General features: G+C 61.1%; 25 protein-coding genes and 2 pseudogenes. 14 read left to right on the top strand and 13 right to left on the bottom strand.

All coding sequences use genetic code 11. The features are described from left to right. The first annotated feature begins 75 nt into the window (after window positions 1–75). From AB4N82_RS01480 to AB4N82_RS01445, 8 genes are read left to right on the top strand one after another with little or no spacing between them, the layout of a single operon-like run. Window positions 76–831, top strand: a complete 756-nt coding sequence (locus AB4N82_RS01480) for a heme ABC transporter permease (RefSeq protein ID WP_032889098.1) — start codon at window positions 76–78, stop codon at window positions 829–831. After that, a complete protein-coding gene (gene ccmD, locus AB4N82_RS01475; RefSeq protein WP_003172771.1) occupies window positions 828–1,004 on the top strand; it encodes a heme exporter protein CcmD in 177 nt (58 codons plus the stop codon). Before AB4N82_RS01480 ends, ccmD begins: the two co-directional genes overlap by 4 nt. Next, complete coding sequence (gene ccmE, locus AB4N82_RS01470) at window positions 1,001–1,456, top strand: cytochrome c maturation protein CcmE (RefSeq protein WP_122765338.1); 456 nt, start codon at window positions 1,001–1,003, stop codon at window positions 1,454–1,456. The genes ccmD and ccmE overlap by 4 nt, the downstream gene beginning before the upstream one ends. A gap of 3 nt (window positions 1,457–1,459) precedes the next feature. Beyond that, window positions 1,460–3,448: a heme lyase CcmF/NrfE family subunit gene (locus tag AB4N82_RS01465; protein ID WP_122765339.1), complete on the top strand. Its 1,989-nt coding sequence runs from the start codon at window positions 1,460–1,462 to the stop codon at window positions 3,446–3,448. Beyond that, a complete protein-coding gene (locus tag AB4N82_RS01460) occupies window positions 3,445–3,981 on the top strand; it encodes a DsbE family thiol:disulfide interchange protein (protein WP_032889103.1) in 537 nt (178 codons plus the stop codon). Before AB4N82_RS01465 ends, AB4N82_RS01460 begins: the two co-directional genes overlap by 4 nt. Continuing rightward, entirely contained in the window at window positions 3,978–4,451 is a 474-nt protein-coding gene (locus tag AB4N82_RS01455; protein WP_032889105.1) for a cytochrome c-type biogenesis protein, read from the top strand. Before AB4N82_RS01460 ends, AB4N82_RS01455 begins: the two co-directional genes overlap by 4 nt. Further along, window positions 4,444–5,628 carry a c-type cytochrome biogenesis protein CcmI gene (gene ccmI, locus AB4N82_RS01450; RefSeq protein WP_460104224.1) on the top strand — a complete coding sequence of 395 codons (1,185 nt, stop codon included), beginning with the start codon at window positions 4,444–4,446 and terminating at the stop codon, window positions 5,626–5,628. The genes AB4N82_RS01455 and ccmI overlap by 8 nt, the downstream gene beginning before the upstream one ends. Window positions 5,629–5,644: 16 nt before the next feature. Beyond that, window positions 5,645–6,043, top strand: coding sequence for a hypothetical protein (locus tag AB4N82_RS01445; RefSeq protein WP_032889109.1), 399 nt, complete (start codon window positions 5,645–5,647; stop codon window positions 6,041–6,043). Window positions 6,044–6,252: 209 nt separating this feature from the next. On the opposite strand, the gene AB4N82_RS01440 is transcribed toward AB4N82_RS01445, so the two are convergent. Beyond that, complete coding sequence (locus tag AB4N82_RS01440) at window positions 6,253–7,236, bottom strand: hypothetical protein (protein WP_206073118.1); 984 nt, start codon at window positions 7,234–7,236, stop codon at window positions 6,253–6,255. A gap of 95 nt (window positions 7,237–7,331) precedes the next feature. On the opposite strand from AB4N82_RS01440, the pseudogene AB4N82_RS01435 reads away from it, so the two are divergent. Continuing rightward, window positions 7,332–7,563, top strand: a pseudogene (locus tag AB4N82_RS01435) (alpha-D-ribose 1-methylphosphonate 5-triphosphate diphosphatase); the annotation flags it as partial. Then, the gene (gene phnN / locus AB4N82_RS01430) at window positions 7,563–8,135 is read left to right on the top strand and encodes a phosphonate metabolism protein/1,5-bisphosphokinase (PRPP-forming) PhnN (RefSeq protein WP_122765341.1); all 573 of its coding nucleotides are present in this window, start codon (window positions 7,563–7,565) and stop codon (window positions 8,133–8,135) included. The pseudogene AB4N82_RS01435 and the gene phnN, both read left to right, overlap by 1 nt. A gap of 35 nt (window positions 8,136–8,170) precedes the next feature. Here the strand turns inward: phnN and AB4N82_RS01425 are convergent, their stop codons facing one another. Then, on the bottom strand, window positions 8,171–8,866 hold the full coding sequence (locus AB4N82_RS01425; protein ID WP_122765342.1) for an ArsR/SmtB family transcription factor: 696 nt from the start codon (window positions 8,864–8,866) through the stop codon (window positions 8,171–8,173). Window positions 8,867–8,940: 74 nt separating this feature from the next. On the opposite strand from AB4N82_RS01425, the gene AB4N82_RS01420 reads away from it, so the two are divergent. Together AB4N82_RS01420 and AB4N82_RS01415 are read left to right on the top strand one after the other, a co-directional pair. Beyond that, window positions 8,941–10,065, top strand: coding sequence for a cytochrome P450 (locus tag AB4N82_RS01420; RefSeq protein ID WP_122765343.1), 1,125 nt, complete (start codon window positions 8,941–8,943; stop codon window positions 10,063–10,065). Window positions 10,066–10,202: 137 nt separating this feature from the next. After that, window positions 10,203–10,622, top strand: a pseudogene (locus AB4N82_RS01415) (type II toxin-antitoxin system HicB family antitoxin). Here AB4N82_RS01415 and AB4N82_RS01410 read toward each other — a convergent pair. The 9 genes from AB4N82_RS01410 to gcl all read right to left on the bottom strand — a co-directional run bounded on the left by AB4N82_RS01410 (window position 10,619) and on the right by gcl (window position 21,508). Further along, window positions 10,619–11,815 (bottom strand): MFS transporter, encoded by a 1,197-nt coding sequence (locus tag AB4N82_RS01410; protein WP_081797774.1) that lies wholly within the window; start codon window positions 11,813–11,815, stop codon window positions 10,619–10,621. The pseudogene AB4N82_RS01415 and the gene AB4N82_RS01410 overlap by 4 nt on opposite strands. A 274-nt stretch (window positions 11,816–12,089) precedes the next feature. Then, window positions 12,090–13,094: a sulfate ABC transporter substrate-binding protein gene (locus AB4N82_RS01405; RefSeq protein WP_032889121.1), complete on the bottom strand. Its 1,005-nt coding sequence runs from the start codon at window positions 13,092–13,094 to the stop codon at window positions 12,090–12,092. A 96-nt stretch (window positions 13,095–13,190) separates the two neighbouring features. Then, entirely contained in the window at window positions 13,191–14,015 is an 825-nt protein-coding gene (locus AB4N82_RS01400; protein ID WP_032889122.1) for an ion transporter, read from the bottom strand. Window positions 14,016–14,046: 31 nt separating this feature from the next. Then, entirely contained in the window at window positions 14,047–14,922 is an 876-nt protein-coding gene (locus AB4N82_RS01395; RefSeq protein ID WP_122765344.1) for an urea transporter, read from the bottom strand. A gap of 138 nt (window positions 14,923–15,060) precedes the next feature. Continuing rightward, window positions 15,061–16,476 (bottom strand): pyruvate kinase, encoded by a 1,416-nt coding sequence (gene pyk, locus AB4N82_RS01390; protein WP_032889126.1) that lies wholly within the window; start codon window positions 16,474–16,476, stop codon window positions 15,061–15,063. Beyond that, complete coding sequence (locus AB4N82_RS01385; protein ID WP_122752710.1) at window positions 16,466–17,746, bottom strand: glycerate kinase type-2 family protein; 1,281 nt, start codon at window positions 17,744–17,746, stop codon at window positions 16,466–16,468. The genes pyk and AB4N82_RS01385 overlap by 11 nt, the downstream gene beginning before the upstream one ends. A 176-nt stretch (window positions 17,747–17,922) precedes the next feature. Then, window positions 17,923–18,813: a 2-hydroxy-3-oxopropionate reductase gene (locus AB4N82_RS01380; protein ID WP_122765345.1), complete on the bottom strand. Its 891-nt coding sequence runs from the start codon at window positions 18,811–18,813 to the stop codon at window positions 17,923–17,925. Window positions 18,814–18,939: 126 nt separating this feature from the next. Beyond that, window positions 18,940–19,722: a hydroxypyruvate isomerase gene (hyi, locus tag AB4N82_RS01375; RefSeq protein WP_122752712.1), complete on the bottom strand. Its 783-nt coding sequence runs from the start codon at window positions 19,720–19,722 to the stop codon at window positions 18,940–18,942. 10 nt (window positions 19,723–19,732) lie between these two features. Further along, complete coding sequence (gene gcl / locus AB4N82_RS01370) at window positions 19,733–21,508, bottom strand: glyoxylate carboligase (RefSeq protein ID WP_032889133.1); 1,776 nt, start codon at window positions 21,506–21,508, stop codon at window positions 19,733–19,735. Between the two features lie 255 nt (window positions 21,509–21,763). Between gcl and AB4N82_RS01365 the strand changes: the two genes are divergently transcribed. Beyond that, complete coding sequence (locus AB4N82_RS01365; protein WP_095184250.1) at window positions 21,764–22,204, top strand: GlcG/HbpS family heme-binding protein; 441 nt, start codon at window positions 21,764–21,766, stop codon at window positions 22,202–22,204. 118 nt (window positions 22,205–22,322) lie between these two features. On the opposite strand, the gene AB4N82_RS01360 is transcribed toward AB4N82_RS01365, so the two are convergent. After that, window positions 22,323–22,928, bottom strand: coding sequence for a TetR family transcriptional regulator C-terminal domain-containing protein (locus AB4N82_RS01360; protein WP_122765346.1), 606 nt, complete (start codon window positions 22,926–22,928; stop codon window positions 22,323–22,325). A gap of 133 nt (window positions 22,929–23,061) precedes the next feature. Between AB4N82_RS01360 and AB4N82_RS01355 the strand changes: the two genes are divergently transcribed. Beyond that, window positions 23,062–23,982 carry a DUF808 domain-containing protein gene (locus tag AB4N82_RS01355; RefSeq protein WP_099601481.1) on the top strand — a complete coding sequence of 307 codons (921 nt, stop codon included), beginning with the start codon at window positions 23,062–23,064 and terminating at the stop codon, window positions 23,980–23,982. A 64-nt stretch (window positions 23,983–24,046) separates the two neighbouring features. Here AB4N82_RS01355 and AB4N82_RS01350 read toward each other — a convergent pair whose 3' ends face one another. Then, window positions 24,047–24,562 (bottom strand): hypothetical protein, encoded by a 516-nt coding sequence (locus tag AB4N82_RS01350; protein WP_163034876.1) that lies wholly within the window; start codon window positions 24,560–24,562, stop codon window positions 24,047–24,049. Window positions 24,563–24,626 lie beyond the last annotated feature (64 nt).

Genomic DNA, 24,626 nt, shown 5'->3' with positions numbered 1-24,626 from the left:
GACATTGTCAGCTCTTCAACATAAGAAAGACCCTACGCCTCTCGCAATGACGAGAAGCAACCGTGAGAAACAGCAATGAACTGGACCTGGTTTCACAAGCTCGGCTCGCCCAAATGGTTCTACGGCATCAGTGGCAAACTGCTGCCTTGGTTCAGCATCGCCGCCGTGTTGCTGATCGGCATCGGCCTGGTCTGGGGCCTGGCCTTCGCGCCGCCGGACTACCAGCAAGGCAACAGCTTTCGCATCATCTATATCCACGTACCTGCCGCGATGCTGGCCCAGTCCTGCTACGTGATGCTGGCGGTATGCGGTGTCGTCGGCCTGGTCTGGAAGATGAAACTCGCGGACGTCGCCCTGCAATGCGCCGCGCCCATCGGTGCGTGGATGACCGCCGTGGCGCTGGTCACCGGCGCGATCTGGGGCAAACCCACCTGGGGCTCGTGGTGGGTGTGGGATGCGCGACTAACGTCCATGTTGATCCTGCTGTTTCTGTACTTCGGTCTGATTGCGTTGGGCAACGCGATCAGCAATCGTGACAGCGCCGCCAAGGCCTGCGCGGTGCTGGCGATTGTCGGCGTGATCAACATCCCGATCATCAAATACTCGGTGGAGTGGTGGAACACCCTGCACCAGGGCGCCACCTTCACCCTCACCGAAAAACCGGCGATGCCCGTGGAAATGTGGGCACCGCTGCTGTTGATGGTGCTGGGCTTCTACTGTTTCTTCGGTGCCGTGCTGCTGATGCGCATGCGCCTCGAAGTGCTCAAGCGTGAAGCCCGCGCCAGTTGGGTCAAGGCCGAAGTGCAAAGCAGCCTGGGGGCGCGCGGATGAGTTTTGCTTCTTTCAGTGATTTTCTCGCCATGGGCCACCACGGCCTCTATGTCTGGACGGCCTATGGCATCTGCCTGGCGGTGCTGGCCCTCAACGTCGCCGCGCCGATCCTGGCCCGCAAGCGTTACCTGCAACAAGAGGCGCGTCGTCTGCGCCGGGAGACCGAAAAGTGAATCCGCTGCGTAGAAAACGTCTGATGATCATCCTCGCCATCATGGCCGGCGTCGGCATTGCCGTGGCCCTGGCCTTGAGCGCGCTGCAACAGAACATCAACCTGTTCTACACCCCGACCCAGATCGCCAATGGCGAAGCACCGGTTGATACCCGCATCCGCGCCGGTGGCATGGTGGAGAAGGGCTCGTTGAAACGTTCCGGCGATTCCCTCGACGTGACCTTCGTGGTTACCGACTTCAATAAGGCTGTGACCATCACCTACCGTGGCATCCTCCCGGACCTGTTCCGCGAAGGCCAGGGCATCGTTGCCCTGGGCAAACTCAACGCTGACGGCGTGGTGGTGGCCGATGAAGTGCTGGCCAAGCACGACGAAAAATACATGCCGCCGGAAGTCACCAAGGCGTTGAACGAAAGCGGCCAATCGGCACCAACCCCAGCGAAGGAGGGCTAAGTGATGACGTCCGCACTGTTTATTCCCGAGTTGGGCCAATTGGCGATGATCCTCGCCTTGTGCTTCGCCATCGTGCAGGCCGTGGTGCCGTTGCTCGGTGCCTGGCGCGGCGACCGCCTATGGATGAGCCTGGCGCAGCCGGCCGCCTGGGGGCAGTTTGCCTTTCTGCTGTTCGCGTTTGGCTGCCTGACCTACGCCTTTATGACCGACGACTTTTCCGTCGCCTATGTCGCCAATAACTCCAACACCGCGCTGCCTTGGTACTACAAGTTCAGCGCCGTGTGGGGCGCCCACGAAGGTTCGTTGCTGCTTTGGGCGTTGATCCTCGGCGGCTGGACCTTCGCTGTATCGGTGTTCTCGCGCCAATTGCCGCAAGTGATGCTGGCGCGGGTGCTGGCGGTGATGGGCATGATCAGCATTGGTTTTTTGCTGTTCCTGATCATGACCTCCAACCCTTTCAGCCGCATCCTGCCGCAGATTCCATCGGATGGGCATGACCTCAACCCCTTGCTGCAAGACATTGGCCTGATCGTGCACCCGCCGATGCTCTACATGGGTTACGTCGGTTTCTCCGTGGCCTTCGCCTTCGCCATCGCCGCCTTGCTTGGCGGGCGTTTGGATGCCGCGTGGGCGCGCTGGTCGCGGCCATGGACCATCGTCGCCTGGGCGTTCCTGGGTATCGGCATCACCCTTGGCTCATGGTGGGCCTACTACGAACTCGGCTGGGGCGGGTGGTGGTTCTGGGACCCGGTGGAAAACGCCTCGTTCATGCCATGGCTGGTGGGTACCGCACTGATTCACTCGTTGGCCGTCACCGAAAAGCGCGGCGTGTTCAAGAGCTGGACCGTGTTGCTGGCCATCGCGGCATTTTCCCTCAGCCTGCTGGGCACATTCCTAGTGCGTTCGGGTGTGCTGACCTCGGTGCACGCCTTTGCGTCCGACCCGGAGCGCGGCGTGTTCATCCTGATCTTCCTGCTGTTTGTGGTTGGCGGCTCCCTGACCCTGTTCGCCCTGCGCGCGCCGGTGGTCAAAAGCCAGGTCGGCTTCAATCTGTGGTCGCGGGAAACCCTGCTGCTGGGCAATAACCTGGTGCTGGTGGTGGCCGCGTCGATGATCCTGCTCGGCACTCTGTACCCGCTGGTGTTGGATGCCCTGAGCGGCGCCAAACTGTCCGTCGGCCCGCCGTACTTCAACGCGTTGTTCATCCCGTTGATGGGGCTGTTGATGGTGGTGATGGCGGTCGGCATGCTGGTGCGCTGGAAGGACACCCCGGTCAAATGGCTGGTCGGCATGTTGATGCCGGTGCTGCTCGGCAGCGTGGCCCTGGCCGTGGTCGCCGGGATTGCCTATGGCGACTTCAACTGGGCGGTGCTCGCCACCTTCCTGCTCGCCGCCTGGGTGTTGCTGGCCGGTGTGCGCGACATCTTCGACAAGACCCGCCACAAAGGCCTGGTCAAAGGCCTGCCGACGCTGACCCGCAGCTACTGGGGCATGCAGATCGCCCACATCGGCATCGCCGTGTGTGCGCTGGGCGTGGTGCTGTCCAGCCAGAACAGCGCCGAGCGCGATCTGCGTCTGGCGCCGGGCGAGTCCATGGACCTTGCTGGGTACCAGTTCATCTTCGAGGGCGCCAAGCACTTTAAAGGGCCGAATTTCACGTCGGACAAAGGCACCGTGCGGGTAATCCGCAACGGTAAGGAAATCGCCGTATTGCACCCCGAAAAACGCCTGTACACCGTGCAGAGCTCGATGATGACCGAAGCCGGTATCGACGCGGGTTTCACCCGTGACCTCTATGTGGCACTGGGCGAACCGTTGGGCGAGGGCGCCTGGGCAGTGCGCGTGCATGTGAAACCGTTTGTGCGTTGGATCTGGTTCGGCGGTTTACTCACAGGGTTTGGTGGTTTGCTGGCCGCGCTGGACCGGCGTTATCGGGTCAAGGTCAAGAGCCGAGTGCGTGAAGCCTTGGGTATGCAAGGAGCGGCGGTATGAAGCGTTGGTTGATGGTGTTGCCGCTGGCGTTGTTCCTGGTGGTGGCGGTGTTCCTGTATCGCGGCCTCTACCTGGATCCGGCAGAGTTGCCTTCGGCGATGATCGGCAAGCCTTTCCCCGAGTTCTCGCTGTCGAACGTGCAAGGAGACAAGACGCTGACCCGTGCCGACTTGCTGGGCAAACCGGCACTGGTCAACGTATGGGGCACATGGTGCATTTCCTGCCGCGTCGAACACCCGGTGCTGAACAAGTTGGCTGAGAAGGGCGTGGTGATCTACGGCATCAACTATAAGGACGACAATGCGGCGGCCTTGAAGTGGCTGGCCGAGTTCCATAACCCGTACCAACTGGACATCCGTGATGAAGACGGCAATCTCGGTCTCAACCTCGGCGTTTACGGCGCCCCGGAAACCTTCTTCATTGATGCCAAGGGTGTGATCCGCGACAAATACGTCGGTGTGATCGACGAGGTGGTCTGGCGCGAGCAACTGGCTGCCAAGTACCAGGCGCTGGTCGATGAGGCCAAGCCATGAAGCGTCTGTTAGTCGCTGCCGTGCTGGCACTGGGTTTGGCGGGTGTGGCCCACGCCGCCATCGACACGTACGAATTCGCCAAGGACGGTGACCGCGAGCGTTTCCGTGAATTGACCAAGGAACTGCGCTGCCCCAAGTGTCAGAACCAGGACATCGCCGACTCCAACGCTCCCATCGCCGCCGACCTGCGCAAAGAGATCTTCCGCATGCTGGGAGAGGGCAAGGACAACCAGCAGATCATCGACTTCATGGTCGATCGCTATGGTGATTTCGTGCGCTACAAACCGGCCCTCACCGGCAAGACCGCGCTGCTCTGGTTCGGCCCTGCAGGGCTGTTATTGGCCGGCGTGGTGGTGATGGCGGTGATCGTGCGCCGTCGCCGCGCAGCGCCGACCGATGGTTCCGACGCGCTGTCCCCCGAAGAGCGTAAACGCCTCGACCAATTGCTGGACACCAAGACTGATGATTGATTTCTGGCTCGCAGCCGGCTTGCTGCTTCTGATTGCCCTGAGTTTCCTGTTGATCCCTGTGTTGCGCGGCCGCCGTGCCCAGCGCGAAGAGGATCGCACCGCGCTGAACGTGGCGCTGTATCAAGAACGCGTCGCCGAGTTGCAAGTGCAGCAGGACGAAGGCGTGCTCAACGCCGCGCAACTCGACACCGGTCGCGCCGAAGCCGCCCGCGAACTGCTGGCGGATACCGAGGGTGTGGAAAAAACCCGCGAATCGCGCCTGGGCAAACCGCTGCCATTGCTCGCCGCCGTCCTCGTCCCCGTCCTTGGCTTGGGCCTGTACATGCACTTTGGTGCCAGCGACAAGGTCGAGCTGACCCGCGAATTCTCACAGCCACCGGTGTCCATGGAAGACATGACCCACCGCCTGGAACGCGCGGCTGCGGCCCAACCGGATTCGGCCGAAGGCCTGTACTTCCTCGGTCGCGCCTATATGGCCCAAGACCGCTCCGCAGACGCCGCGAAAGTGTTCGAGCGCACCGTGGCCCTGGCCGGGCGCCAGCCGGAGCTGCTGGGGCAGTGGGCCCAGGCGCAGTACTTTGCCGACAACAAACAGTGGTCGCCCAAGGTGCAGGCGCTCACCGATGAAGCCTTGAAGCTGGACCCGAAGGAAGTCACCAGCCTGGGCTTGCTGGGCATTGCGGCATTTGAAGGCAAGCGTTATCAAGAGGCCATCGACTACTGGACCCGTCTGTTGGCCCAACTGCCACCGGAAGATAATTCCCGTGCTGCCCTGCAAGGCGGCATCGACCGGGCCGCGCAAAGTCTGAAGGAGAGCGGGGGCAGCGTCGCCCAAAAGGCTGTGATGAAGGTACGTGTGGACCTGTCCGCCGACGTGAAGGCCAAGGCCTTGCCAACCGACAGCGTGTTCATCTTCGCCCGCGCCGTCAGTGGCCCGCCGGCACCTCTGGCGGTCAAACGCGTCACCGTCGCCGAATTGCCTGTTACCGTCGAACTAGGTGACGCCGATGCAATGATGCCGCAATTGAAACTGTCCAACTTCCCCGAAGTCCAACTGGTTGCGCGCATATCCCGGGCCGGTCAACCAACCACTGGCGAGTGGATCGGCCGCAGCCAACCCCTGGCCAGCAGCACCACTGCGCTGCAACAGCTGACCATCGACAGTCCGGACAAGTAATTTTGAGGAAACGCCTATGACGACCGCATTCGCACGCATCACCTTGCTCAGCCTGGTACTGGGCCTGAGCGCCTGTGCGGTCCATCGGCCACCACCTGGCCCGACCGGCCCGACTATCCCGCCGTCCGGCCCCTCGACTCAGCCGAGCACCAAGCCTTCCGGCCCGGTCACCCCACCACCGAAGCCTGTGCCCACTAAATCGCCGACCTTCGCCCCACCACCGGGCGCCGCCAGCCATTGGGACGGCAAGATGCAGGTGTACGTGCTTGATGACCAACCGGACACGTTCTACCGCCAGCGCACCTACTACCGCTGGAGCAACGGCTGGAGCCGCTCCATCAGCCCCAATGGGCCGTGGGAAGACACCAACGTGCAAGGTGTGCCGCCGGGGTTGAGCAAGCAGTACGCGCAATGACAAAAGGCGACCTTCGGGTCGCCTTTTTCACGCCTGTGAATTCCATCCTTCCAGGCACTGAAGTTCAAATACGGGAGGGGACTTGCTCCCGATAGCGCCAGGTCAGTCGCTGATTAGCTGAGTGTGGCATCGCCATCGGGGGCAAGCCCCCTCCCACAGTGGATCTCCTCAGCCCTCAGGCCACGGAGGCGCCGGTACCGTGCCGCTTCTCATATGTTCATCAGTTTCGCCGCAATGGCATTCCAGCCCGCCGGTTCATGGATCATGGTCAAGTAGTCATGGCCCGCGAAGAACTGCCCCTGAAACGTGTGCTTAGCCATGATCTCCTTGATGATCATCGTGGCAGGGCCCAAGCCGGTATTGCCGGTTCGGGCATCGAGTGCACGATCTCGCACTTGAGTGGTGATTGCGGCGCCGAGCATCATCTTTCTTTGTTCAAGCTGCTTGATCTGATCTGCTCGGGATAAGCCGGCGAGGCTGGCTTGCGGCATATCGCCGACGTTGGGGTTCTGTTCAAGAAAGGCCGCCCACTGCAACTCCATCGCCGCCACCTTGCACAGGGCGGCGTAACGGTCGCTGACCATCAGCCTGGCCAGTTCAAGTTGGAAGCTGACCATGATGAGCGGGATTTTCCCGACCAGGCCGATGCCGGTAAATGAAAGCAAGGTCGAGGTGGTCGAGATGGCCATTTCTGTGCCTCGAAATGCGAGCTTCTTGAACTTTACCTCGATGGCCAGTTGCAGCCATTTAATCGCATCACTGACTTGTTCATCACCAGCGGCGAAGGGTTGATAAGCCGCCAGCATTTTTGACAGCCGACGCAGATGTATCGCCGTAGAGGTCGTGGCAGACGCATGCCTGGCTGCATAGAAGGGCGCGGGAATAGGCGAGATCGCCGGGCTTATCGCCGCCACTCCCACCCCGGTTGCGCCAACACCCAAGCTTTTGTATTTGCGGTGTGAAAGCATCTTTTGGGTTTTGGGCGAGGGTCCGCAATTGCCGTTTTTGACAAAGTACGGGTTGAGTTTCAACCCGCTTTTTTCGCAGACCTTCATATAACTTCTGGCGGCGCCTATGGTTGTGATGATGGGGTGAAGGCCTGCCAGTCCGGAAAGAAGGCTAAAGAATATGTCTTCTTTTGACTGTTCTGTTTGAGCGGTTTCACGTACTTGCGCTGCGATTGAGTCGGGCACTGTTTCGTCTCCGTTGAGGGGAGAAGGGATAGGAGCCTGTACCGTAGATAAGCACCGTAGTGCTGGCTGTAGGATTGTTCGGGGAGGCATCACTCGTCTTTGTGGTGGCGCCGAACCTGATGCGCGGCGGGTCGCACTCGGGTAATGTGGCCGCCGCCGGCCTGGCTGCCGAAGGATTGCTGGATATACTTTTCAGTGATCGCTATCCGCCCAGCCTGTTGCAGGCGGCATTTGTACGGGCCAGCGGGCCGAGCTGATGCAAGCCAGGCGCCGCGAAGGGCTTCCTGTGGTGCATAAGTCTGGCGACAAGCGAAGAGGGTGTGTTGATGGCGGGCAGGTTGATCTATCTCATCGGGCCATCGGGTTCGGGCAAGGACAGCCTGCTGGATGCCGCCCGTCCGCAGTTGGCCGAGCGCGGCTGCCGCATCGTGCGGCGCGTCATCACCCGTTCGGCGGAAGCCGTGGGCGAGGCGGCGCACGGTGTGAGCGCGGAGCAGTTTGCGGTGATGCGTACCGAGGGGGCGTTTGCCCTCAGTTGGCAGGCCAACGGCTTGTCCTATGGCATTCCACGGGAAATCGACGATTGGCTGGCGGCGGGGGATGACGTTCTGGTCAACGGCTCGCGTGCACACCTGGCGCAGGCCCGCGCGCGTTATCCGCAGATGCTGGTGCTATTGCTGACCGTGGATCAAGGCGTGTTACGCCAGCGCTTGATCGCGCGGGGACGAGAGTTGCCGGCCGACATCGAGGAGCGCTTGGCGCGCAATGCGCGGTTTACTCAAGAGCTGATCGCCGGCAGTGGTTCAGGGTTGTTTGTGCTGGATAACTCCGGCCCCTTGGAGCACACGGTCGAGCGCCTGCTGCACTGCCTGGATGCTGGGCATTCGGTATGCGCCTGATCCTGCTCCGCATCGGCGAGTTTGGCTGGTGATCTTCATGGCTCGCAGATCGTTGTTCCAAATCGGGCCTTGAGCGCTTTGCGGCCCTTTGGCGTCACACTCAGTGCGCGGCTATCCAGGTCCTGTGTTACCCATTCACGGCGAACAGCGTTTTGCAAAAGCGCCGCGCCCAAAGCACCCGCCAGGTGCGGGCGGCGCATGCTCCAGTCCAGGCAGGCGCAGGCGAATCGCCGTCGTTGCGTGCGCAGCGCCGCCACATCGATCCCAAGTTCAACCATCGCCTTGTCGCCGCGTGCGCTGAGTTGGTAGCTGTCGTTCCCAGTCAACCAGCCGGCCTCAATGAAATGGTCGTGCAACGTGACCGCCAACGTACCCGCCATGTGGTCGTAGCAGGTGCGCGCAAACTGCAGACGCGTGGGCGTGCTCGGCACAAACGCCTTGGCGCTGTTGCGGCTGATCACCATCAACCCTTCAATCGCCTGAGCCACCGACGGACCGGCGAGGCTGTAGTACCGGTGACGACCCTGCGTGTGCAGCGTGATCAAGCCGTCGTCCTTGAGCCGGGCCAAGTGCGCGCTGGCGGTTGAGGTGCTGACCTCGGCAATCACCGCCATTTCGGTGCTGGTACGCGCATGCCCATCCATCAGCGCGCAGAGCATTTTCGTGCGCGCAGGTTCTGCAATTGCGCCGGCGACCTGTGAGAGTGCGGCGTCGTCGTCCTGGCCATTCATATTTCGTTCCTGAGCGAATCGTTACCGGGTGAGGTGGCTGATAGTAGCGGTTCTTCGTGAACAGGACGTCCTGAATGACACCGCTTGAAGCCGCTACCCACGCTGACCCTTATGACTATTACTCACGCCTGAGACGTACTGGCGGGTTGCTGTTCGACGCCGAACTTGGGCTGTGGGTCGCCAGTACTGCCGAGGTGGTTGCGGCTGTTCTGGCTCACCCGGATTGTCGAGTACGCCCGCATCACGAGCCGGTGCCTGCTGCGATTGCGCAAGGCGCTGCAGGCCAGGTATTTGCCCGCTTGATGCGGATGAATGAAGGGACGGCCCATCGATGCCCGCGAGCAGCAGTCGAACCGGCATTGGCTGGCGTAGGCGTCGGGACCGTCGCGGAGGTGGTCGGCAGCCTTATCGACCGCGTGGATAACCTGGAGGCGTTGATGTTCACCTTGCCGGTCTCGGCGGTTGCGGCGTTGCTGGGTTTTCCAACTGGGCAGACAGCAGCAGTTGCCGAGCTGACACGGGATTTCGTCGCCTGCCTCTCGCCGCTGAGCAACGAGGCCCAACGGCATAACGCCGACATCGGAGCGTCGCAGTTGACGCAAATGTTCGGCAACGTACTTGAAGCTTCGGCGTTGATGACGCACATCCGCACAGGCGACTGGATGGACACTGACGTGTTGACCGCGAACCTGATCGGGCTGCTGTCACAGACCTGCGAAGCCACGGCCGGCCTGATAGGTAACACATTGGTGATGCTCGTCCGGCAGCCTGATCTGCTGGAGCAGGTTCAGCACGCGCCCGCCCAGGTCATGGCGCTGGTTGAAGAAGTGGCGCGCTTCGATTCCCCAGTGCAGAACACTCGGCGGTTTGTTGCCGACCGGTGTGTCATCGGTAACCGCGTGCTGGAGGCCGGGGATACCCTCCTGGTGGTGCTGGCGTCCGCCAATCGTGACCCTGCGGCAAACCCGATGCCCGATAGTTTTGTGCTTGAACGCCCGCAGCGGCGCAGCTTCAGCTTTGGTTTCGGCGCTCATCAATGTCCTGGCCAGCGGCTGGCGTTGATCATTGCGTCCCAAACCATCCTTGCGCTGCTCCGTCGCCAGCCTGCCTTGCTGGCGGGCGCGGGGTCATTCGGTTACTGGCCGTCGCTCAACGGGCGGATTCCGAGGTTTCACTCGGCAGCGCTCAACATTCGGTAAAACCACCGCCAGTCAGGCTGAGAGGTTCTGTGCTTGAGCAAAGAAAACTCTAGGGTTGTTTTTGTTCAGGCCAAGCCAAGGAGGCTGGAGTGCAAAGCAGGTGATTGATCAAGGAGCTGCAAGAGGCTGGATGGGTACTGGATCGTGTCACGGGCAGACATCATATTTTTATCGAATGGAGCGATGACTTTACCTCCACCGGAATTCAAATCCCCGATATTCCAGGCGCTGTCACCGCCGGGTACAGCTTTGAAGAGGCTTGCAACGCTGCCGTGTAAGTCGCGCACATCCTGCTGCAGGAGATCGCTGCAGAGGGCGGGACGATTCCGATGCCAACGTCAGTCGCGAACCATCGCGCTCATGAGGACTATGCGGGGATGGGCTGGGGGATACTGGCGTTGGAGATCTCGCCTTATCTGGGCAAGACCGAGAAGGTCAATGCGACCTTGCCCGGTTATGTCATCCAGCGAATCGACCGTTATGTGCGTGAGCACAAGGTCAAAAGCCGCTCGTCATTTCTGGCGGACGCGGCTCTGGAGAAGTTGGTGCGCTCTTAAGCGGTTGCGACCGCCACCCGCCGGGACGCACTCAGGAACCGCAACAACGCCACCAGCGGGAATGCGCTGCCGACCAGCATCACCCCGAGCCAGCCGCCGTGTTCATACACGCTGCTGGCAATCGCTGAGCCAAAGGCGCCGCCGATGAAGATGCTGGTCATGTACAGCGCGTTCAAACGGCTGCGGCTGTTGGCGTCGAGGGCGTAGATGGCGCGTTGGCCCAGGACCATGTTCATCTGCACGCAGAAGTCCAGGACCACACCGGTTACCGCCAGGCCGATCACGCTGTACAGCGGATGCACGAACGCCGGCAGGAAGCTCAGCGCGGCGAACAGCATCGCCAGCAACGAAGCGCGGTGAGTGTGACCGGCATCCGCCAGGCGCCCGGCGATGGGCGCGGCGATGGCGCCCAAGGCACCGACCAGGGCGAACAGGGCGATTTCGCTCTGGCTCAGGCCGTGATTACGCGCCAGCTCCAGTGGCGCGGCGGTCCAGAACAGGCTGAAGGTGGCAAACATGCAGCCTTGGTAAAACGCGCGCTGGCGCAGCACGGGCTGGCGACGCAACAAGGTGCCCAGCGAGCCCAGCAATTGGCCATATGTGGCGCTGTGGTCGGGTTGGCGCTTGGGGATGGTCAGCATCAGCACCACGCTGATAAACGCCATCAACCCCGCCGCCGCCATGAACATCGCACGCCAGCCGAAGTGGTCCGCCACCACGCTGGAGACAGGCCGTGCCAGCAGGATGCCCAGCAACAAACCGCCCATGATGCTACCGACCACACGGCCACGGGACTCGGCAGGCGCCAGGTGCGCGGCCAGCGGGATCAGGATCTGCACCGATACTGAACTGAATCCGATCAGCAGCGACACCAGCAAGAACAGGTTCGGCTGTGCGGTGAACGCTGCGCCCAGCAGGCTGGCGATGGCCACCACGGTGGTGAGGATCATCAGCTTGCGGTTTTCCAGCAGGTCGCCCAACGGCACCAGGAAGAAGAGTCCCAGGGCATAACCGATTTGCGTCAGGGACACGATCAGGCTGGCCATGGCCGGCGTAAGGCCGATGTCCGGGGCGATCAGTTCAATGATCGGTTGCGCGTAGTAAATGTTGGCAACGATGGCGCCGCAGCAGAACGCAAACAGCATCACCATCCCGCGGGTCATGGTGCTTGTAGTGTGGGGAGTAGCGTTCATGGTGTTCTCATAAAAGCGGAGGAAGATGGCGAGCGAGAGTAAAGCCAAGGCGTACGCACGAGTAGGGCGCTCGTGGTGATATCACTTATGCTGGCTGATGATACATTCAGAAACAACTAAGGTGGTGTGACACTACCGATGCAACGGCCATACAGAAAGCCAAATGTGGGAGGGGGCTTGCCCCCGATGGCGGAGTGTCAGTCACTGGGTGTAGTGGCTGACACGCTGCTATCGGGAGCAAGCCCCCTCCCACATTTTTTACCGCGTTTCTTAGTTATTGACCGGAGTAGATCTGGTCGAAGATGCCACCGTCATTGAAGTGGGTCTTCTGTACGGTGCGCCAGTCACCAAAGGTCTTCTCCACCGACAGGAAGTCGACTTTCGGGAAGCGGTCGGTGTACTTGGCCAGGACTTTTGGATCACGCGGGCGCAGGTAGTTGTTGGCGGCGATTTCCTGGCCTTCCGGCGACCACAGGTACTTCAGGTAGTCTTCGGCGGCCACACGGGTGCCTTTCTTCTCGACCACTTTGTCGACCACTGACACCGGCGGTTCGGCTTCAGCGGAAACGCTTGGGTAGATCACTTCAAACTGATCACGGCCGAATTCACGGGCGATCATTTCGGCTTCGTTCTCAAAGGTCACCAGCACGTCGCCGATCTGGTTGGTCATGAACGTGGTGGTCGCTGCACGGCCACCGGTGTCGAGCACAGGCGCTTGCTTGAACAGCTTGCCGACGAAGGTCTTGGCCTTTTCTTCATCGCCGCCGTTCTTGAGCACATAACCCCAGGCCGACAGGTAGGTGTAGCGGCCGTTACCCGAGGTTTTCGGGTTAGGCACGATCACTTGCACGCCATCCTTGAGCAGGTCCGGCCAGTCTTTCAGCGCCTTGGGGTTGCCCTTGCGCACGATAAACACGGTGGCGGAGGTGAACGGCGCGCTGTTGTTGGGCAGGCGCGTGACCCAGTTGTCTGGCACCAGTTTGCCGTTGTCGGCAAGGGCGTTGATGTCGGTGGCCATGTTCATGGTGATCACGTCAGCGGGCAGACCGTCGATCACCGAACGCGCTTGTTTGCTGGAACCGCCGAAGGACATTTGCAGGGTCAGCTTGTCGTTCGGGTGCTCGGCTTCCCAATGCTTCTGGAACGCGGCGTTGTAGTCCTTGTAGAAATCGCGCATTACGTCATAGGAGACGTTGAGCAGTGTGACCGGTGCGGCGTGCACGGCGCCCGCCAGGGCAAGACCGGCGGCCAGGAGAGAGGCGCTAACGAGTTTTTTCACTGCTCATTCCTTGTTGTTCGGGAGAAGGGGTAAGGCCATTTGCCAGCGACTATAGCCGGGGTGCCATAGTCGCTTAAAGATTAAAAAGAACTTTGCTTATTCCACTTTCTTGAAAAGATTACTGCCGCAGCGCGAGCAGAACGCCGCATTGGGCTCGTGGCTGTTTTTCTTGCACACCGGGCAGTCGGTTTGCAGCTGTTCACCGCGCATGGCACTGGCCAGCTCGGCGGTAAAAATGCCCGTGGGCACTGCGATGATCGAGTAACCGGTGATCATCACCAGTGACGAAATCACTTGGCCCAGCGGCGTCTTCGGAACGATATCGCCAAAGCCCACGGTGGTCAGGGTGACGATCGCCCAATAGATGCCTTTGGGAATGCTGGTAAACCCGTGTTCCGGGCCTTCGATCACGTACATCAAGGTGCCGAACACCGTCACCAGGGTGCATACGCTCACCAGGAACACCACGATCTTCTGCTTGCTGCCGCGCAACGCCGCCATCAGGTAGTTGGCTTGCTTGAGGTACGGGCTGAGCTTGAGCACGCGGAAAATCCGCAGCATGCGGATGATGCGGATGATCAGCAGGTACTGCGCATCGCTGTAATACAGCGCAAGGATGCCGGGCACGATGGCGAGCAAATCCACCAGCCCGTAAAAACTGAAGGCATAGCGCAACGGCTTGGGCGAGCAGTACAGGCGCAGCCCGTACTCGATCAGGAAGATGACGGTGAAGCCCCACTCGATATACGCCAGCACATTGGCGTAGTTCTGGTGGATCTGGTCGATGCTGTCGAGCATCACGATCACCAGGCTGGCGAGGATGATCAGCAACAAGATGCCGTCAAAGCGCCGCCCGGCGACGGTGTCGCTCTGAAAAACCATGACGTAGAGCCGCTGGCGCCAGTCGTTGTTGCTGTCCATAAGTCCCGCCCGAATCGAAGATCGAGCAAGCCTAGGGGGATTCGAAGGGGCTGTCCATGCGCGGTTTCTGCACGATTCGGCGACCGGCGCGTACCAGCCAGCAGGCGAGGATAAACGGCGCGGTGAGCGCGGGCAGGTGCAGGGCGGCAAAGCCCGGTGTCAGAAGGATCGCCAGCAGGATGCCGAGCAGCGGCAGCCAGGCTTGGCGACGCGCTTGGCTCAGGGCCAGGGCCGCGAGGGCCGGGTTGTAGCTGTGCAGGCCGAGGAGGGCGCCGGTGCTGTCCTCCAGCATGACGCCGATCAGCACGCCGGCGCTGGCGCCGATCAAGGCCCAGATGGCCGCGCGTCGGTTGGCGAGCCACAGGCCAAGGGCAATCAAGACGCCGGCCACGGGCTGATCCAGCAGCATGATTTGCGCCAGGCCAGTGAAGGGCGCGCTGAACAAAGCCAGGGCGTCCGGCGCGCCCAGGGCGAAGGTGTTTGGCGCCGCAGTGCCCAGCAGCAGCCAACCCAGCATGACAAACGGCGCGGTGTAGGCAGGCAAGTCATCCGGTTGCGTCGCGTGCTTGAGCCATTGCCGCGTGAGAATCGCACTCAGGCCGCCACACGCCAGGATCAGCGGCGGCAACAAGGCAGACCACGCGAAATGCTCGCTGATCAACAAGCCCAGCAACACGCCGTTGTAGCTATATAAGCCAGCTTGGCGTTCAGCTTTGGGATAACCCCGGCGCTGGGCCGTGAGCAACCCGGCCACGCCACCCAGCAGTGCACCGCCGAGCAAGGCCGGAGCGCCGATCAGGATGGCCAGTAGGCACAGCAAGCCGCACAGCGGCTGGCGTTGCAGGAAGATTTGGCTGAAGCCGTTGAGCAGCGCTTCGGCCCAGTCGGGGCAGGTCTGGTTGTGCATGATGGGGATTCAGTGAGACTGAGTTGTCCCCATCGAGGGCCAGCCCCCCTCCCACATTGGACTGCATTCACACATCTAACGATGTGAATCCAATCAAGTGTGGGAGGGGGCTTGCCCCCGATGGGGCCTCTACAGGCGCTAGATCAGCGTCTCTATACGCAAAGAGTTGGTCGACCCCAGCTGCCCGAACGGCACCCCCGCCGTAATCACCAACGTATCCCCGCGCTGCGCCATACCCTGAGCCTGGGCAATCTCCAGTGCCGTGGAACACACCTCATCCACCTGGCGCAGCCGATCATTGACCACCGAGTGCACGCCCCACGCCACGCTCAGCCGTCGCGCCGTGGACAGGTTCGGCGTGAGGTTAAGAATCGGCGCCACGGGCCGTTCCCGTGCAGCGCGCAGGCTGGAGCTGCCGGATTCGCTGTAGTTCACCAGCACCGCCACCGGCAGGATGCTGCTGATACGACGGATCGCGCAGCTGATGGCGTCCGACACGGTGGCATCGGCTTTGGGCCGGCTGACGTCCAGTTGCGCCTGGTAATCCGGACCGTTTTCCACTTGGCGGATGATCTTGCTCATCATCTGCACGGCTTCCAGCGGGTACTCGCCCGATGCGGTTTCTGCCGACAGCATCACCGCATCCGCGCCCTCGGCCACGGCGTTGGCCACATCGGTGACTTCGGCACGGGTGGGCGCCGGTGAGAAACGCATGGATTCGAGCATCTGCGTGGCGACCACCACCGGTTTACCCAACTGACGGCAGGTGCTGATGATGTCCTTCTGGATCTGCGGCACGCTCTCGGCCGGTACTTCCACACCCAGGTCGCCTCTGGCCACCATGATCGCGTCGCTCAGTTCGGCGATTTCCCGCAGGCGCTGGACGGCAGACGGCTTCTCGATCTTGGCCATCAGGAAGGCTTTGTCACCGATCAGCTCGCGGGCTTCGCGGATGTCTTCCGGGCGTTGCACGAACGACAACGCCACCCAGTCCACGCCCAGCTCCAGGCCGAAGCTCAGGTCGCGGCGGTCCTTGGCGGTCAGAGGGCTCAGTTCCAACAGCGCTTGTGGCACGTTCACGCCCTTGCGGTCGGAAAGCTCACCGCCATTGAGCACGGTGGTATCAATGGCATCGGTGTGCTTGGTGATCACCCGCAGGCGCAGCTTGCCGTCGTCCAGCAGCAGGTCCATGCCCGGCTCCAGCGCTGCAATGATTTCCGGGTGGGGCAGGTTGACCCGGCGTTGGTCGCCCGGGGTCTCATCCAGGTCCAGGCGCAGGGCCTGGCCGCGCACCAATTGCACCTTGCCTTCGGCGAAACGCCCGACTCGCAGCTTCGGCCCTTGCAGGTCCATCAGGATGCCCAGCGGGTAGTTGAGCTGGCGCTCCACCTGGCGAATCCATTGGTAGCGCTGGGCGTGATCGGCGTGGTCACCGTGGCTGAAGTTGAGGCGGAAGATATTCACCCCGGCTTCTACCAGTTCGAGGATGTCATCGATCCCGTCGGTGGCCGGGCCCAGGGTGGCGAGGATCTTGACCTTCTTGTCAGGCGTCATGGGCAGTGCTCTCAAGGATCAGAATGGCGCGGAAGTCGTTGACGTTGGTGCGGGTTGGCTCGGTGACGATCAAGTCGTCGAGCGCCGCGAAATAGCCGTAGCCGTTGTTGTTATCCAACTCATCGCTGGCGCTCAGGCCCAAGGCTTCGGCGCGGCGGTAGCTGCAAGGCGTCATGATTGCGCCGGCGTTGTCTTCCGAACCGTCGATGCCGTCGGTGTCGCCGGCCAGTGCGTACACGCCGGGCAGGCCTTTGAGGCTGTCGGTCAGGCTCAGCAGAAATTCCGCATTGCGCCCGCCCCGGCCATTGCCGCGCACTGTGACGGTAGTTTCACCGCCGGACAGGATCACGCACGGCGCTGCCAACGGTTGGCCGTGCTGCACGATCTGCCGGGCAATGCCCGCGTGCACTTTGGCCACGTCCCGCGCTTCACCTTCCAGATCACCGAGGATCAGCGGGCTGAAACCGGCCTGGCGTACTTTTACGGCCACGGCTTCCAGGGATTGCTGGGGGCGGGCGATCAATTGGAAGTGGCTGCGGGCGAGGATCGGATCGCCGGGTTTGACGGTTTCCGAGGCCGGGTTTTGCAGCCAGCTGCGCACGGAGGCGGGTGCGTCGATCCCGTAACGCTTGAGAATCGCCAGGGCTTGTTGCGAGGTGCTCGGGTCGCCGACGGTAGGGCCGGAGGCAATCACCGTGGCCTGGTCGCCCGGCACGTCGGAGATGGCGTAGGTGTACACCGTTGCCGGCCATGCGGCCTTGGCCAACCGACCGCCTTTGATTGCTGAGAGGTGCTTGCGCACGCAGTTCATCTCGCCAATGGTCGCGCCGGATTTAAGCAACGCCTTATTGATGGTTTGTTTGTCCGCCAGGGTGATGCCTTCGGCGGGCAGGGCCAGTAATGCAGAGCCGCCGCCAGAGAGCAGGAAGATCACGCGGTCTTCTTCGCCGAGGTTGCTGATCAACTCCAGCACGCGCTTGGCCACGGCCAGGCCGGCAGCATCTGGGACGGGGTGGGCGGCTTCAACCACTTCGATTTTTTTGCACGGTGCGCCATGGCCGTAGCGGGTGACCACCAGGCCAGTGACCTCGCCGTGCCAGCAGTTCTCGACGACGAGTGCCATGGCGGCGGCGGCTTTGCCGGCGCCGATCACGATCACGCGGCCGGTGCGGTCGGCGGGCAGAAAGGGTTCAAGGACTTGCCGGGGGTGGGCGGCGTCGATGGCTGTGGCAAACAGCTCGCGAAGCAGGTGTTGCGGATCGACCGACATAAGCGGGCTCCCGGGGATTTTTGTTATTAGAGGTGCAGCAATTTCAGATTTGGAATGCGATCAAGTGTGGGAGGGGGCTTGCCCCCGATAGCGGTGTGTCAGACGTAGATGACTGGGCTGAAACACTGTCCTCAGGGGCAAGCCCCTCCCACATTCAAGGTGTTTCCACTGGCGGGTTACTTATCGCGAATCGAGAAATTCGCCATATGCTCCAGCCCCTTGATCAGCGCCGAGTGATCCCAGTTGCCGCCACCAATTGCCGTGCACGTACTGAACACCTGCTGGGTACCGGCAGTGTTCGGCAGGTTGATCCCCAACTCCTTGGCTCCGGCCAGGGCCAGGTTCAGGTCTTTCTGGTGCAGGTTGATGCGGAAGCCAGGATCGAAGGTGCCCTTGATCATGCGTTCGCCGTGCACTTCCAGAATCTTCGACGAGGCAAACCCACCCATCAGCGCTTCACGCACCTTGGCCGGGTCGGCGCCGTTTTTCGAGGCAAACAGCAGCGCTTCGGCCACCGCCTGGATGTTCAGCGCAACGATGATCTGATTGGCCACTTTGGCCGTCTGGCCATCGCCATTGCCGCCGACCAGCGTGATGTTCTTGCCCATGCTCTGGAACAGGGGCTGGGCACGTTCGAAGGTCTGGGGCTCGCCGCCGACCATGATGCTCAGGGTGCCGGCCTTGGCGCCGACCTCACCGCCGGACACCGGTGCATCGAGGTACTGTGCACCGGTCTCGTTGATTTTCGCTGCGAATGCCTTGGTGGCAGTGGGCGAGATCGAACTCATGTCGATCACAACCTTGTTCGGCGACAAGCCAGCGGCGACGCCGTCGGCGCGGAACAGCACGTCATCGACCTGCGGGGTGTCGGGCACCATGACGATGATGAATTCGGCTTCCTGGGCGACTTGCTGCGGATTGGCCAGGGCCACTGCGCCAGCGTTGATCAGCTCGGCCGGCGCCTTGCCGTGGTGCTCGGAAAGAAACAGTTGGTGACCTGCTTTCTGCAGGTTCGCGGCCATGGGTTGGCCCATGATGCCGGTGCCGATAAATCCGATTTTAGCCATGGTGAAATCCTCTTCTTATGTGGGAGGGGGCTTGCCCCCGATGGCGGTGTGTCAGGCAAAACATTGCTGACTGACCCGCCGCTATCGGGGGCAAGCCCCCTCCCACAGGGTTTTGTGTGGTGTCTGTCAGATGGCGTTATGGGTTTTAAGCCAACCCAGGCCCGCTTCGGTGGTGGTCAACGGCTTGTACTCACAGCCGACCCAACCCGAGTAGCCAATCCGATCCAGATGCTCGAACAGGAAGCGATAGTTGATCTCGCCCGTGCCCGGCTCATTGCGCCCAGGGTTGTCCGCCAGCTGGATGTGGTTGATCTCATCCAGGTGCGTGGCCATGGTCCGGGCAAGGTCGCCTTCCATGATTTGCATGTGGTAGATGTCGTACTGCAGGAACAGGTTGGCACTGCCCACCTGCTCGCGGATCGACAGGGCTTGCGCTGTGGTGTTCAGGTAGAAGCCGGGGATGTCGCGGGTATTGATCATCTCCATCACCAGCTTGATGCCCGCTGCTTGCAGCTTGTCGGCGGCGTACTTGAGGTTGGCGACGAAGGTTCTTTCCAGGATGTCGTCGTCAACGCCTTGTGGCCGAATGCCCGCCAGGCAGTTGATCTGGGTATTGCCCAGCACTTGGGCGTAAGCGATGGCCAGCTTGACCCCGGCGCGGAATTCCTCGACCCGGTCCGGATGGCACGCCAGGCCGCGTTCGCCTTTGGCCCAGTCACCGGCTGGCAGGTTGAACAGCACCTGGGTCAGGCCGTTGGCGTCGAGGTGTGCCTTGATGTCAGCCGAGCTGAATTCATACGGGAACAGGTACTCGACACCTTCGAAACCGGCATCGGCGGCCGCTTTGAAACGGGCAAGGAAATCCTGTTCGGTAAACAGCATGGACAGGTTGGCGGCGAAACGCGGCATAAGGTTCTCCTTAGTCAAGCAGGGAAATGGCAGTCGGTGCATCGTTGCCGACCAGGGCCAAGTCTTCGAATTCGTTGACGGCGTTGATCTCGGTGCCCATGGAAATATTGGTCACGCGCTCCAGAATGATTTCGACGATCACTGGCACCTTGAACTCTTCGATCATCTCCTGGGCCTTGCGCAGCGCCGGCTGGATCTGGCCTGGCTCGAATACACGCAGGGCCTTGCAACCCAGGCCTTCGGCGACGGCGACGTGGTCCACGCCATATCCATTGAGTTCCGGGGCGTTGAGGTTGTCGAAAGACAGCTGCACGCAGTAGTCCATTTCAAAGCCACGTTGTGCCTGACGGATCAAACCCAGGTAGGAATTGTTCACCACTACATGGATGTACGGCAGCTTGAACTGCGCGCCCACGGCCAGTTCTTCGATCATGAACTGGAAGTCATAGTCGCCGGATAACGCCACCACCTTGCGGCTTGGGTCGGCCTTGACCACGCCGAGTGCGGCGGGAATGGTCCAGCCCAGCGGGCCAGCCTGGCCGCAGTTGATCCAGTGGCGTGGCTTGTAGACGTGCAGGAACTGCGCGCCGGCAATCTGCGACAGGCCGATGGTGCTGACGTAGCAGGTGTCTTTGCCAAACACCTGGTTCATCTCTTCGTACACGCGCTGCGGCTTGACCGGCACGTTGTCGAAGTGAGTCTTGCGGTGCAGGGTGGCTTTGCGCTGCTGGCAGTCATGCAGCCAGGCACTGCGGTCCTTGAGCTTGCCGGCGGCTTTCCACTCGCGGGCCACTTCGATAAACATTGTCAGCGCCGCACCGGCGTCGGAAACGATGCCCAGGTCCGGCGTGAAAACACGACCAATCTGGGTCGGCTCAATGTCGACGTGGATGAACTTGCGGCCCTCGGTGTAGACCTCTACCGAACCGGTGTGGCGGTTGGCCCAGCGGTTGCCGATGCCCAGCACCACGTCCGACTTGAGCATGGTCGCGTTGCCATAACGGTGGGAGGTTTGCAGGCCGACCATACCCACCATCAGCGGGTGATCATCGGCGATGGTGCCCCAGCCCATCAGGGTTGGAATCACCGGGATACCGGTGAGTTCAGCGAATTCCACCAGCAGCTCGCTGGCATCGGCGTTGATCACGCCACCCCCGCTGACCAGCAACGGACGTTCGGCCGCGTCGAGCAGGGCCAGGGCTTTTTCGACCTGGATGCGTGTTGCCAGTGGTTTGGCCAGGGGCAGTGGCTGATAGGCGTCGATGTCGAATTCGATTTCGGCCATCTGCACGTCGAATGGCAGGTCGATCAGCACTGGGCCTGGTCGGCCTGAGCGCATTTCATAGAAAGCTTTCTGGAACGCGTAGGGCACCTGACCCGGTTCCAGGACGGTGGTCGCCCACTTGGTCACCGGCTTGACGATGCTGGTGATGTCCACGGCCTGGAAGTCTTCCTTGTGCATCCGTGCACGAGGGGCTTGGCCGGTGATGCACAGGATCGGGATCGAGTCGGCCGAGGCGCTGTAGAGGCCGGTGACCATGTCGGTGCCCGCCGGGCCCGAGGTGCCGATACACACGCCGATATTCCCGGCCTTGGTGCGGGTGTAACCCTCGGCCATGTGCGAGGCGCCTTCAACGTGGCGAGCAAGGACGTGATCGATGCCACCCACCTTCTGCAAGGCTGAGTACAGCGGGTTGATCGCGGCGCCTGGGATGCCGAAGGCGGTGTCCACGCCTTCACGGCGCATGACGAGGACGGCGGCTTCGATTGCTCTCATTTTGCTCATGTTTTGGTGCCTCTTGCGTTTTGTAATTGTATACAAGTGGTGTCTGTTCAAAGTGTATTCACGGCGGGATGCGCAGGTCAATCCATTTTATTGATTGGTCTTTGCGTTCGTCGGAACGGCTTTTTTCGAAGTATGGAGCCTTTGTGTGAAAATATTGTATACAAAAACAAATGTCATTGTGTTCTATTTGTTTGATCGAGCATCTGATCAAACAGACCTCCACCGCTTTCCCAATAACAAAAGAAGGACGGCACCATGAGCGCTTTAACCTTGAAGATTGCCACCCAACTGGCCAGCCAGGCCCTCACTGCAGGCCGCACGATTTCAGCGGCACCGCTGACCATTGCGGTCCTCGACAGCGGCGGCCACTTGATCACCCTGCAGCGCGAAGACGGCGCCAGCCTGCTGCGCCCGCAAATCGCCATCGGCAAGGCCTGGGGGGCGATTGCGTTGGGCAAGGGCTCGCGCTTGCTGGCACTGGATGCGCAGCAACGACCGGCGTTTATTGCGGCGTTGAATAGCCTGGGGCAGGGCAGCGTCGTGCCGGCACCGGGAGGCGTGTTGATTCGGGATCAGGACGGGGCGGTACTGGGGGCAATCGGTATCAGCGGGGATACGTCGGATATTGATGAGCAGTGTGCGATCACGGCGATCGAGGGGGTGGGGTTGTGGGCGGATGCTGGGGTGTCAGCCTAATCGTCGGTGACTGTCAGGGCCCCATCGGGAGCAAGCCCCCTCGCACAATTTTGACCGCGTTCGCAGTTCACCATGTGGGAGGGGGCTTGCCCCCGATTGGCACCCACACCTCGGTGTATCAGTCGGGTTCACAACCCTTGAGCACCAACCGAATAATGGTCTGCGCCGCCGCTTCGTAATCCGCTTCATCGAGCTTGGCCTTGCCGGTCACCGCCGAAATCTGCCAGTCGAAATCCGCATAGGTCTGCGTCGCCGCCCAGATGCTGAACATCAGGTGATTCGGGTCGATCGCCGCAATCAACCCACGATCCACCCAGCTCTGGATGCATTGGATATTGTGCTTGGCCTGGGCGTTGAGCTGTTCGACCTGATCGCTGCTCAGGTGCGGGGCGCCGTGCATGATTTCGCTGGCGAACACCTTGGAGGCAAACGGCAAGTCGCGGGAGATGCGGATTTTCGAGCGGATGTAGTTGCTCAACACTTCTTTGGGGGCGCCGTCCGGATTGAACGGCGTGGAAGCGGCCAGGATCGGCTCGATAATGCTTTCGAGTACCTCGCGGTAGAGGTTGTCCTTGGACTTGAAGTAGTAATAGACGTTGGGCTTGGGCAGGCCGGCCTTGGCGGCAATGTCGCTGGTTTTGGTCGCGGCGAAGCCCTTGTCGGCAAACTCCTCGCTTGCCGCCCGCAGGATTTTTTCTTTGTTGCGCTCGCGAATGGTGCTCATAAACCAGGAGTTTCCTTGCCAATACCGGCGGTTGCGCATGGTAGCACCGGCTATCTGCGGGCCTCAACAATGTGCCCGCAACGCCTTGCGCCGCGTTATGCTCGCGCCATCCCCCCTTACGGAAGTGCGATTCATGGCAGGAAGCAGCTTGTTGGTGTTGATTGATGACATCGCCGCGGTACTCGATGACGTTGCCTTGATGACAAAAATGGCCGCGAAGAAGACCTCCGGCGTGCTGGGTGACGACCTGGCGCTCAACGCCCAGCAGGTTTCCGGTGTGCGCGCCGAGCGTGAAATTCCCGTGGTGTGGGCGGTGGCTAAGGGCTCGTTCGTCAATAAACTGATCCTGGTGCCCACTGCACTGTTGATCAGCGCCTTTGCGCCGTGGGCGGTGACGCCGCTGTTGATGCTCGGCGGCGCCTACCTGTGTTTTGAAGGCTTCGAGAAAGTCGCGCACAAATTCCTTCACAGCAAAGCTGAAGACCAGGCCGAGCACGCGCAGTTGGCCGACGCCGTAGCGGACCCGGCGACCGATCTGGTGGCGTTCGAAAAAGACAAGATCAAAGGCGCGATCCGCACCGACTTCATCCTCTCCGCCGAAATCATCGCCATTACCCTCGGTATTGTGGCTGACGCGCAGTTGACCCAGCAGGTGATCGTGCTGTCGGGCATCGCCATTGTCATGACCATCGGCGTCTATGGGCTGGTGGCCGGTATCGTCAAGCTGGACGACTTGGGTCTGTGGCTCGCCCAGAAGCCCGGTCAGGTAGCGCGCAGCATCGGTGGTGGGATCCTGAGTGCGGCGCCATACATGATGAAAAGCCTGTCGGTGATCGGCACGGCTGCGATGTTTATGGTCGGTGGCGGCATCCTCACCCACGGCGTACCGGTGGTGCATCACTGGATCGAATCGGTGAGTCAGAGCGCCGGCGCAATCGCTTGGTTGATGCCGACCTTGCTGAATGCGGTGGCGGGGATTATCGCCGGTGCGCTGGTGTTGATGATGGTGTCGCTGGTTCGCAAGGTATGGCAGCGCACTAAACGTCAGGCGTGAAGTTCGCAGTCACGCATCTGTGTTCAGGGCGCTATAAGGGCGTTCGGTCTGATCGTGGTGCCGCTTATCTCGGACCGGGTTGCAGCCCTGGATAGCCTTCTTCCGTGAAGCGTACAAGCATGCTCGCTTCGGAGTTCCAAAGGTGCATCTTGCCGTTGTTCGGAGTTGAAGCGTTGTGCGCTGATGGACTCTTAAAGCCAGTGTCTATGCGGTCGTTGTTGGGCGTCGAAAAGGCATGTGGGGTGCTATCAATGTATTTAAGTACCCGAAGAGCATTGGCTGCGATGTTCGCGCGGTCGTAGGGCGTGAGTTTATGCAACTCATACTGGGGAACGCCGCCGACTTTGAGGAAAAACGCTTGGAGTTGGGTTTTAGTGAGCACAGAAGGCTTGGTGCTAGTGCCGAAAACCGAAGCAAAAAGCGGATCCTCGTAGAAGTCGTGATGGCTACGATAGTCACCCTCGTCCCGGCCGGTATTTTGGGTCGGCGGCGCGTGCTTTACTTCGTTCTGATGTGTGGAGGTAGTCGTCAGAACCTTGTCCACGTTTGAGTGTGTTACTGAAGCGCTGGATAACAGCATCTGTGTCGGCCTTTAAAATAAAGCGTCTGATGGGATGTTCTTTGGTTGGGGGCGTCTGCTGCTT

The organism is Pseudomonas sp. H1_D04, from assembly GCF_054683855.1.
Note: the sequence above shows the minus strand (reverse complement) of the source record. Positions and strands in the feature narration are given on the sequence as shown.

Coding starts and splice junctions, on each gene's coding strand:
- AB4N82_RS01480 (WP_032889098.1), top strand. CDS start 76: ATGAACTGGACCTGGTTTCACAAGCTCGGCTCGCCCAAATGGTTCTAC.
- ccmD (WP_003172771.1), top strand. CDS start 828: ATGAGTTTTGCTTCTTTCAGTGATTTTCTCGCCATGGGCCACCACGGC.
- AB4N82_RS01465 (WP_122765339.1), top strand. CDS start 1,460: ATGACGTCCGCACTGTTTATTCCCGAGTTGGGCCAATTGGCGATGATC.
- AB4N82_RS01460 (WP_032889103.1), top strand. CDS start 3,445: ATGAAGCGTTGGTTGATGGTGTTGCCGCTGGCGTTGTTCCTGGTGGTG.
- AB4N82_RS01455 (WP_032889105.1), top strand. CDS start 3,978: ATGAAGCGTCTGTTAGTCGCTGCCGTGCTGGCACTGGGTTTGGCGGGT.
- ccmI (WP_460104224.1), top strand. CDS start 4,444: ATGATTGATTTCTGGCTCGCAGCCGGCTTGCTGCTTCTGATTGCCCTG.
- AB4N82_RS01445 (WP_032889109.1), top strand. CDS start 5,645: ATGACGACCGCATTCGCACGCATCACCTTGCTCAGCCTGGTACTGGGC.
- phnN (WP_122765341.1), top strand. CDS start 7,563: ATGGCGGGCAGGTTGATCTATCTCATCGGGCCATCGGGTTCGGGCAAG.
- AB4N82_RS01425 (WP_122765342.1), bottom strand. CDS start 8,866: ATGAATGGCCAGGACGACGACGCCGCACTCTCACAGGTCGCCGGCGCA.
- AB4N82_RS01420 (WP_122765343.1), top strand. CDS start 8,941: ATGACACCGCTTGAAGCCGCTACCCACGCTGACCCTTATGACTATTAC.
- AB4N82_RS01410 (WP_081797774.1), bottom strand. CDS start 11,815: ATGAACGCTACTCCCCACACTACAAGCACCATGACCCGCGGGATGGTG.
- AB4N82_RS01400 (WP_032889122.1), bottom strand. CDS start 14,015: ATGGACAGCAACAACGACTGGCGCCAGCGGCTCTACGTCATGGTTTTT.
- AB4N82_RS01395 (WP_122765344.1), bottom strand. CDS start 14,922: ATGCACAACCAGACCTGCCCCGACTGGGCCGAAGCGCTGCTCAACGGC.
- pyk (WP_032889126.1), bottom strand. CDS start 16,476: ATGACGCCTGACAAGAAGGTCAAGATCCTCGCCACCCTGGGCCCGGCC.
- AB4N82_RS01385 (WP_122752710.1), bottom strand. CDS start 17,746: ATGTCGGTCGATCCGCAACACCTGCTTCGCGAGCTGTTTGCCACAGCC.
- AB4N82_RS01380 (WP_122765345.1), bottom strand. CDS start 18,813: ATGGCTAAAATCGGATTTATCGGCACCGGCATCATGGGCCAACCCATG.
- hyi (WP_122752712.1), bottom strand. CDS start 19,722: ATGCCGCGTTTCGCCGCCAACCTGTCCATGCTGTTTACCGAACAGGAT.
- gcl (WP_032889133.1), bottom strand. CDS start 21,508: ATGAGCAAAATGAGAGCAATCGAAGCCGCCGTCCTCGTCATGCGCCGT.
- AB4N82_RS01365 (WP_095184250.1), top strand. CDS start 21,764: ATGAGCGCTTTAACCTTGAAGATTGCCACCCAACTGGCCAGCCAGGCC.
- AB4N82_RS01360 (WP_122765346.1), bottom strand. CDS start 22,928: ATGAGCACCATTCGCGAGCGCAACAAAGAAAAAATCCTGCGGGCGGCA.
- AB4N82_RS01355 (WP_099601481.1), top strand. CDS start 23,062: ATGGCAGGAAGCAGCTTGTTGGTGTTGATTGATGACATCGCCGCGGTA.
- AB4N82_RS01350 (WP_163034876.1), bottom strand. CDS start 24,562: ATGCTGTTATCCAGCGCTTCAGTAACACACTCAAACGTGGACAAGGTT.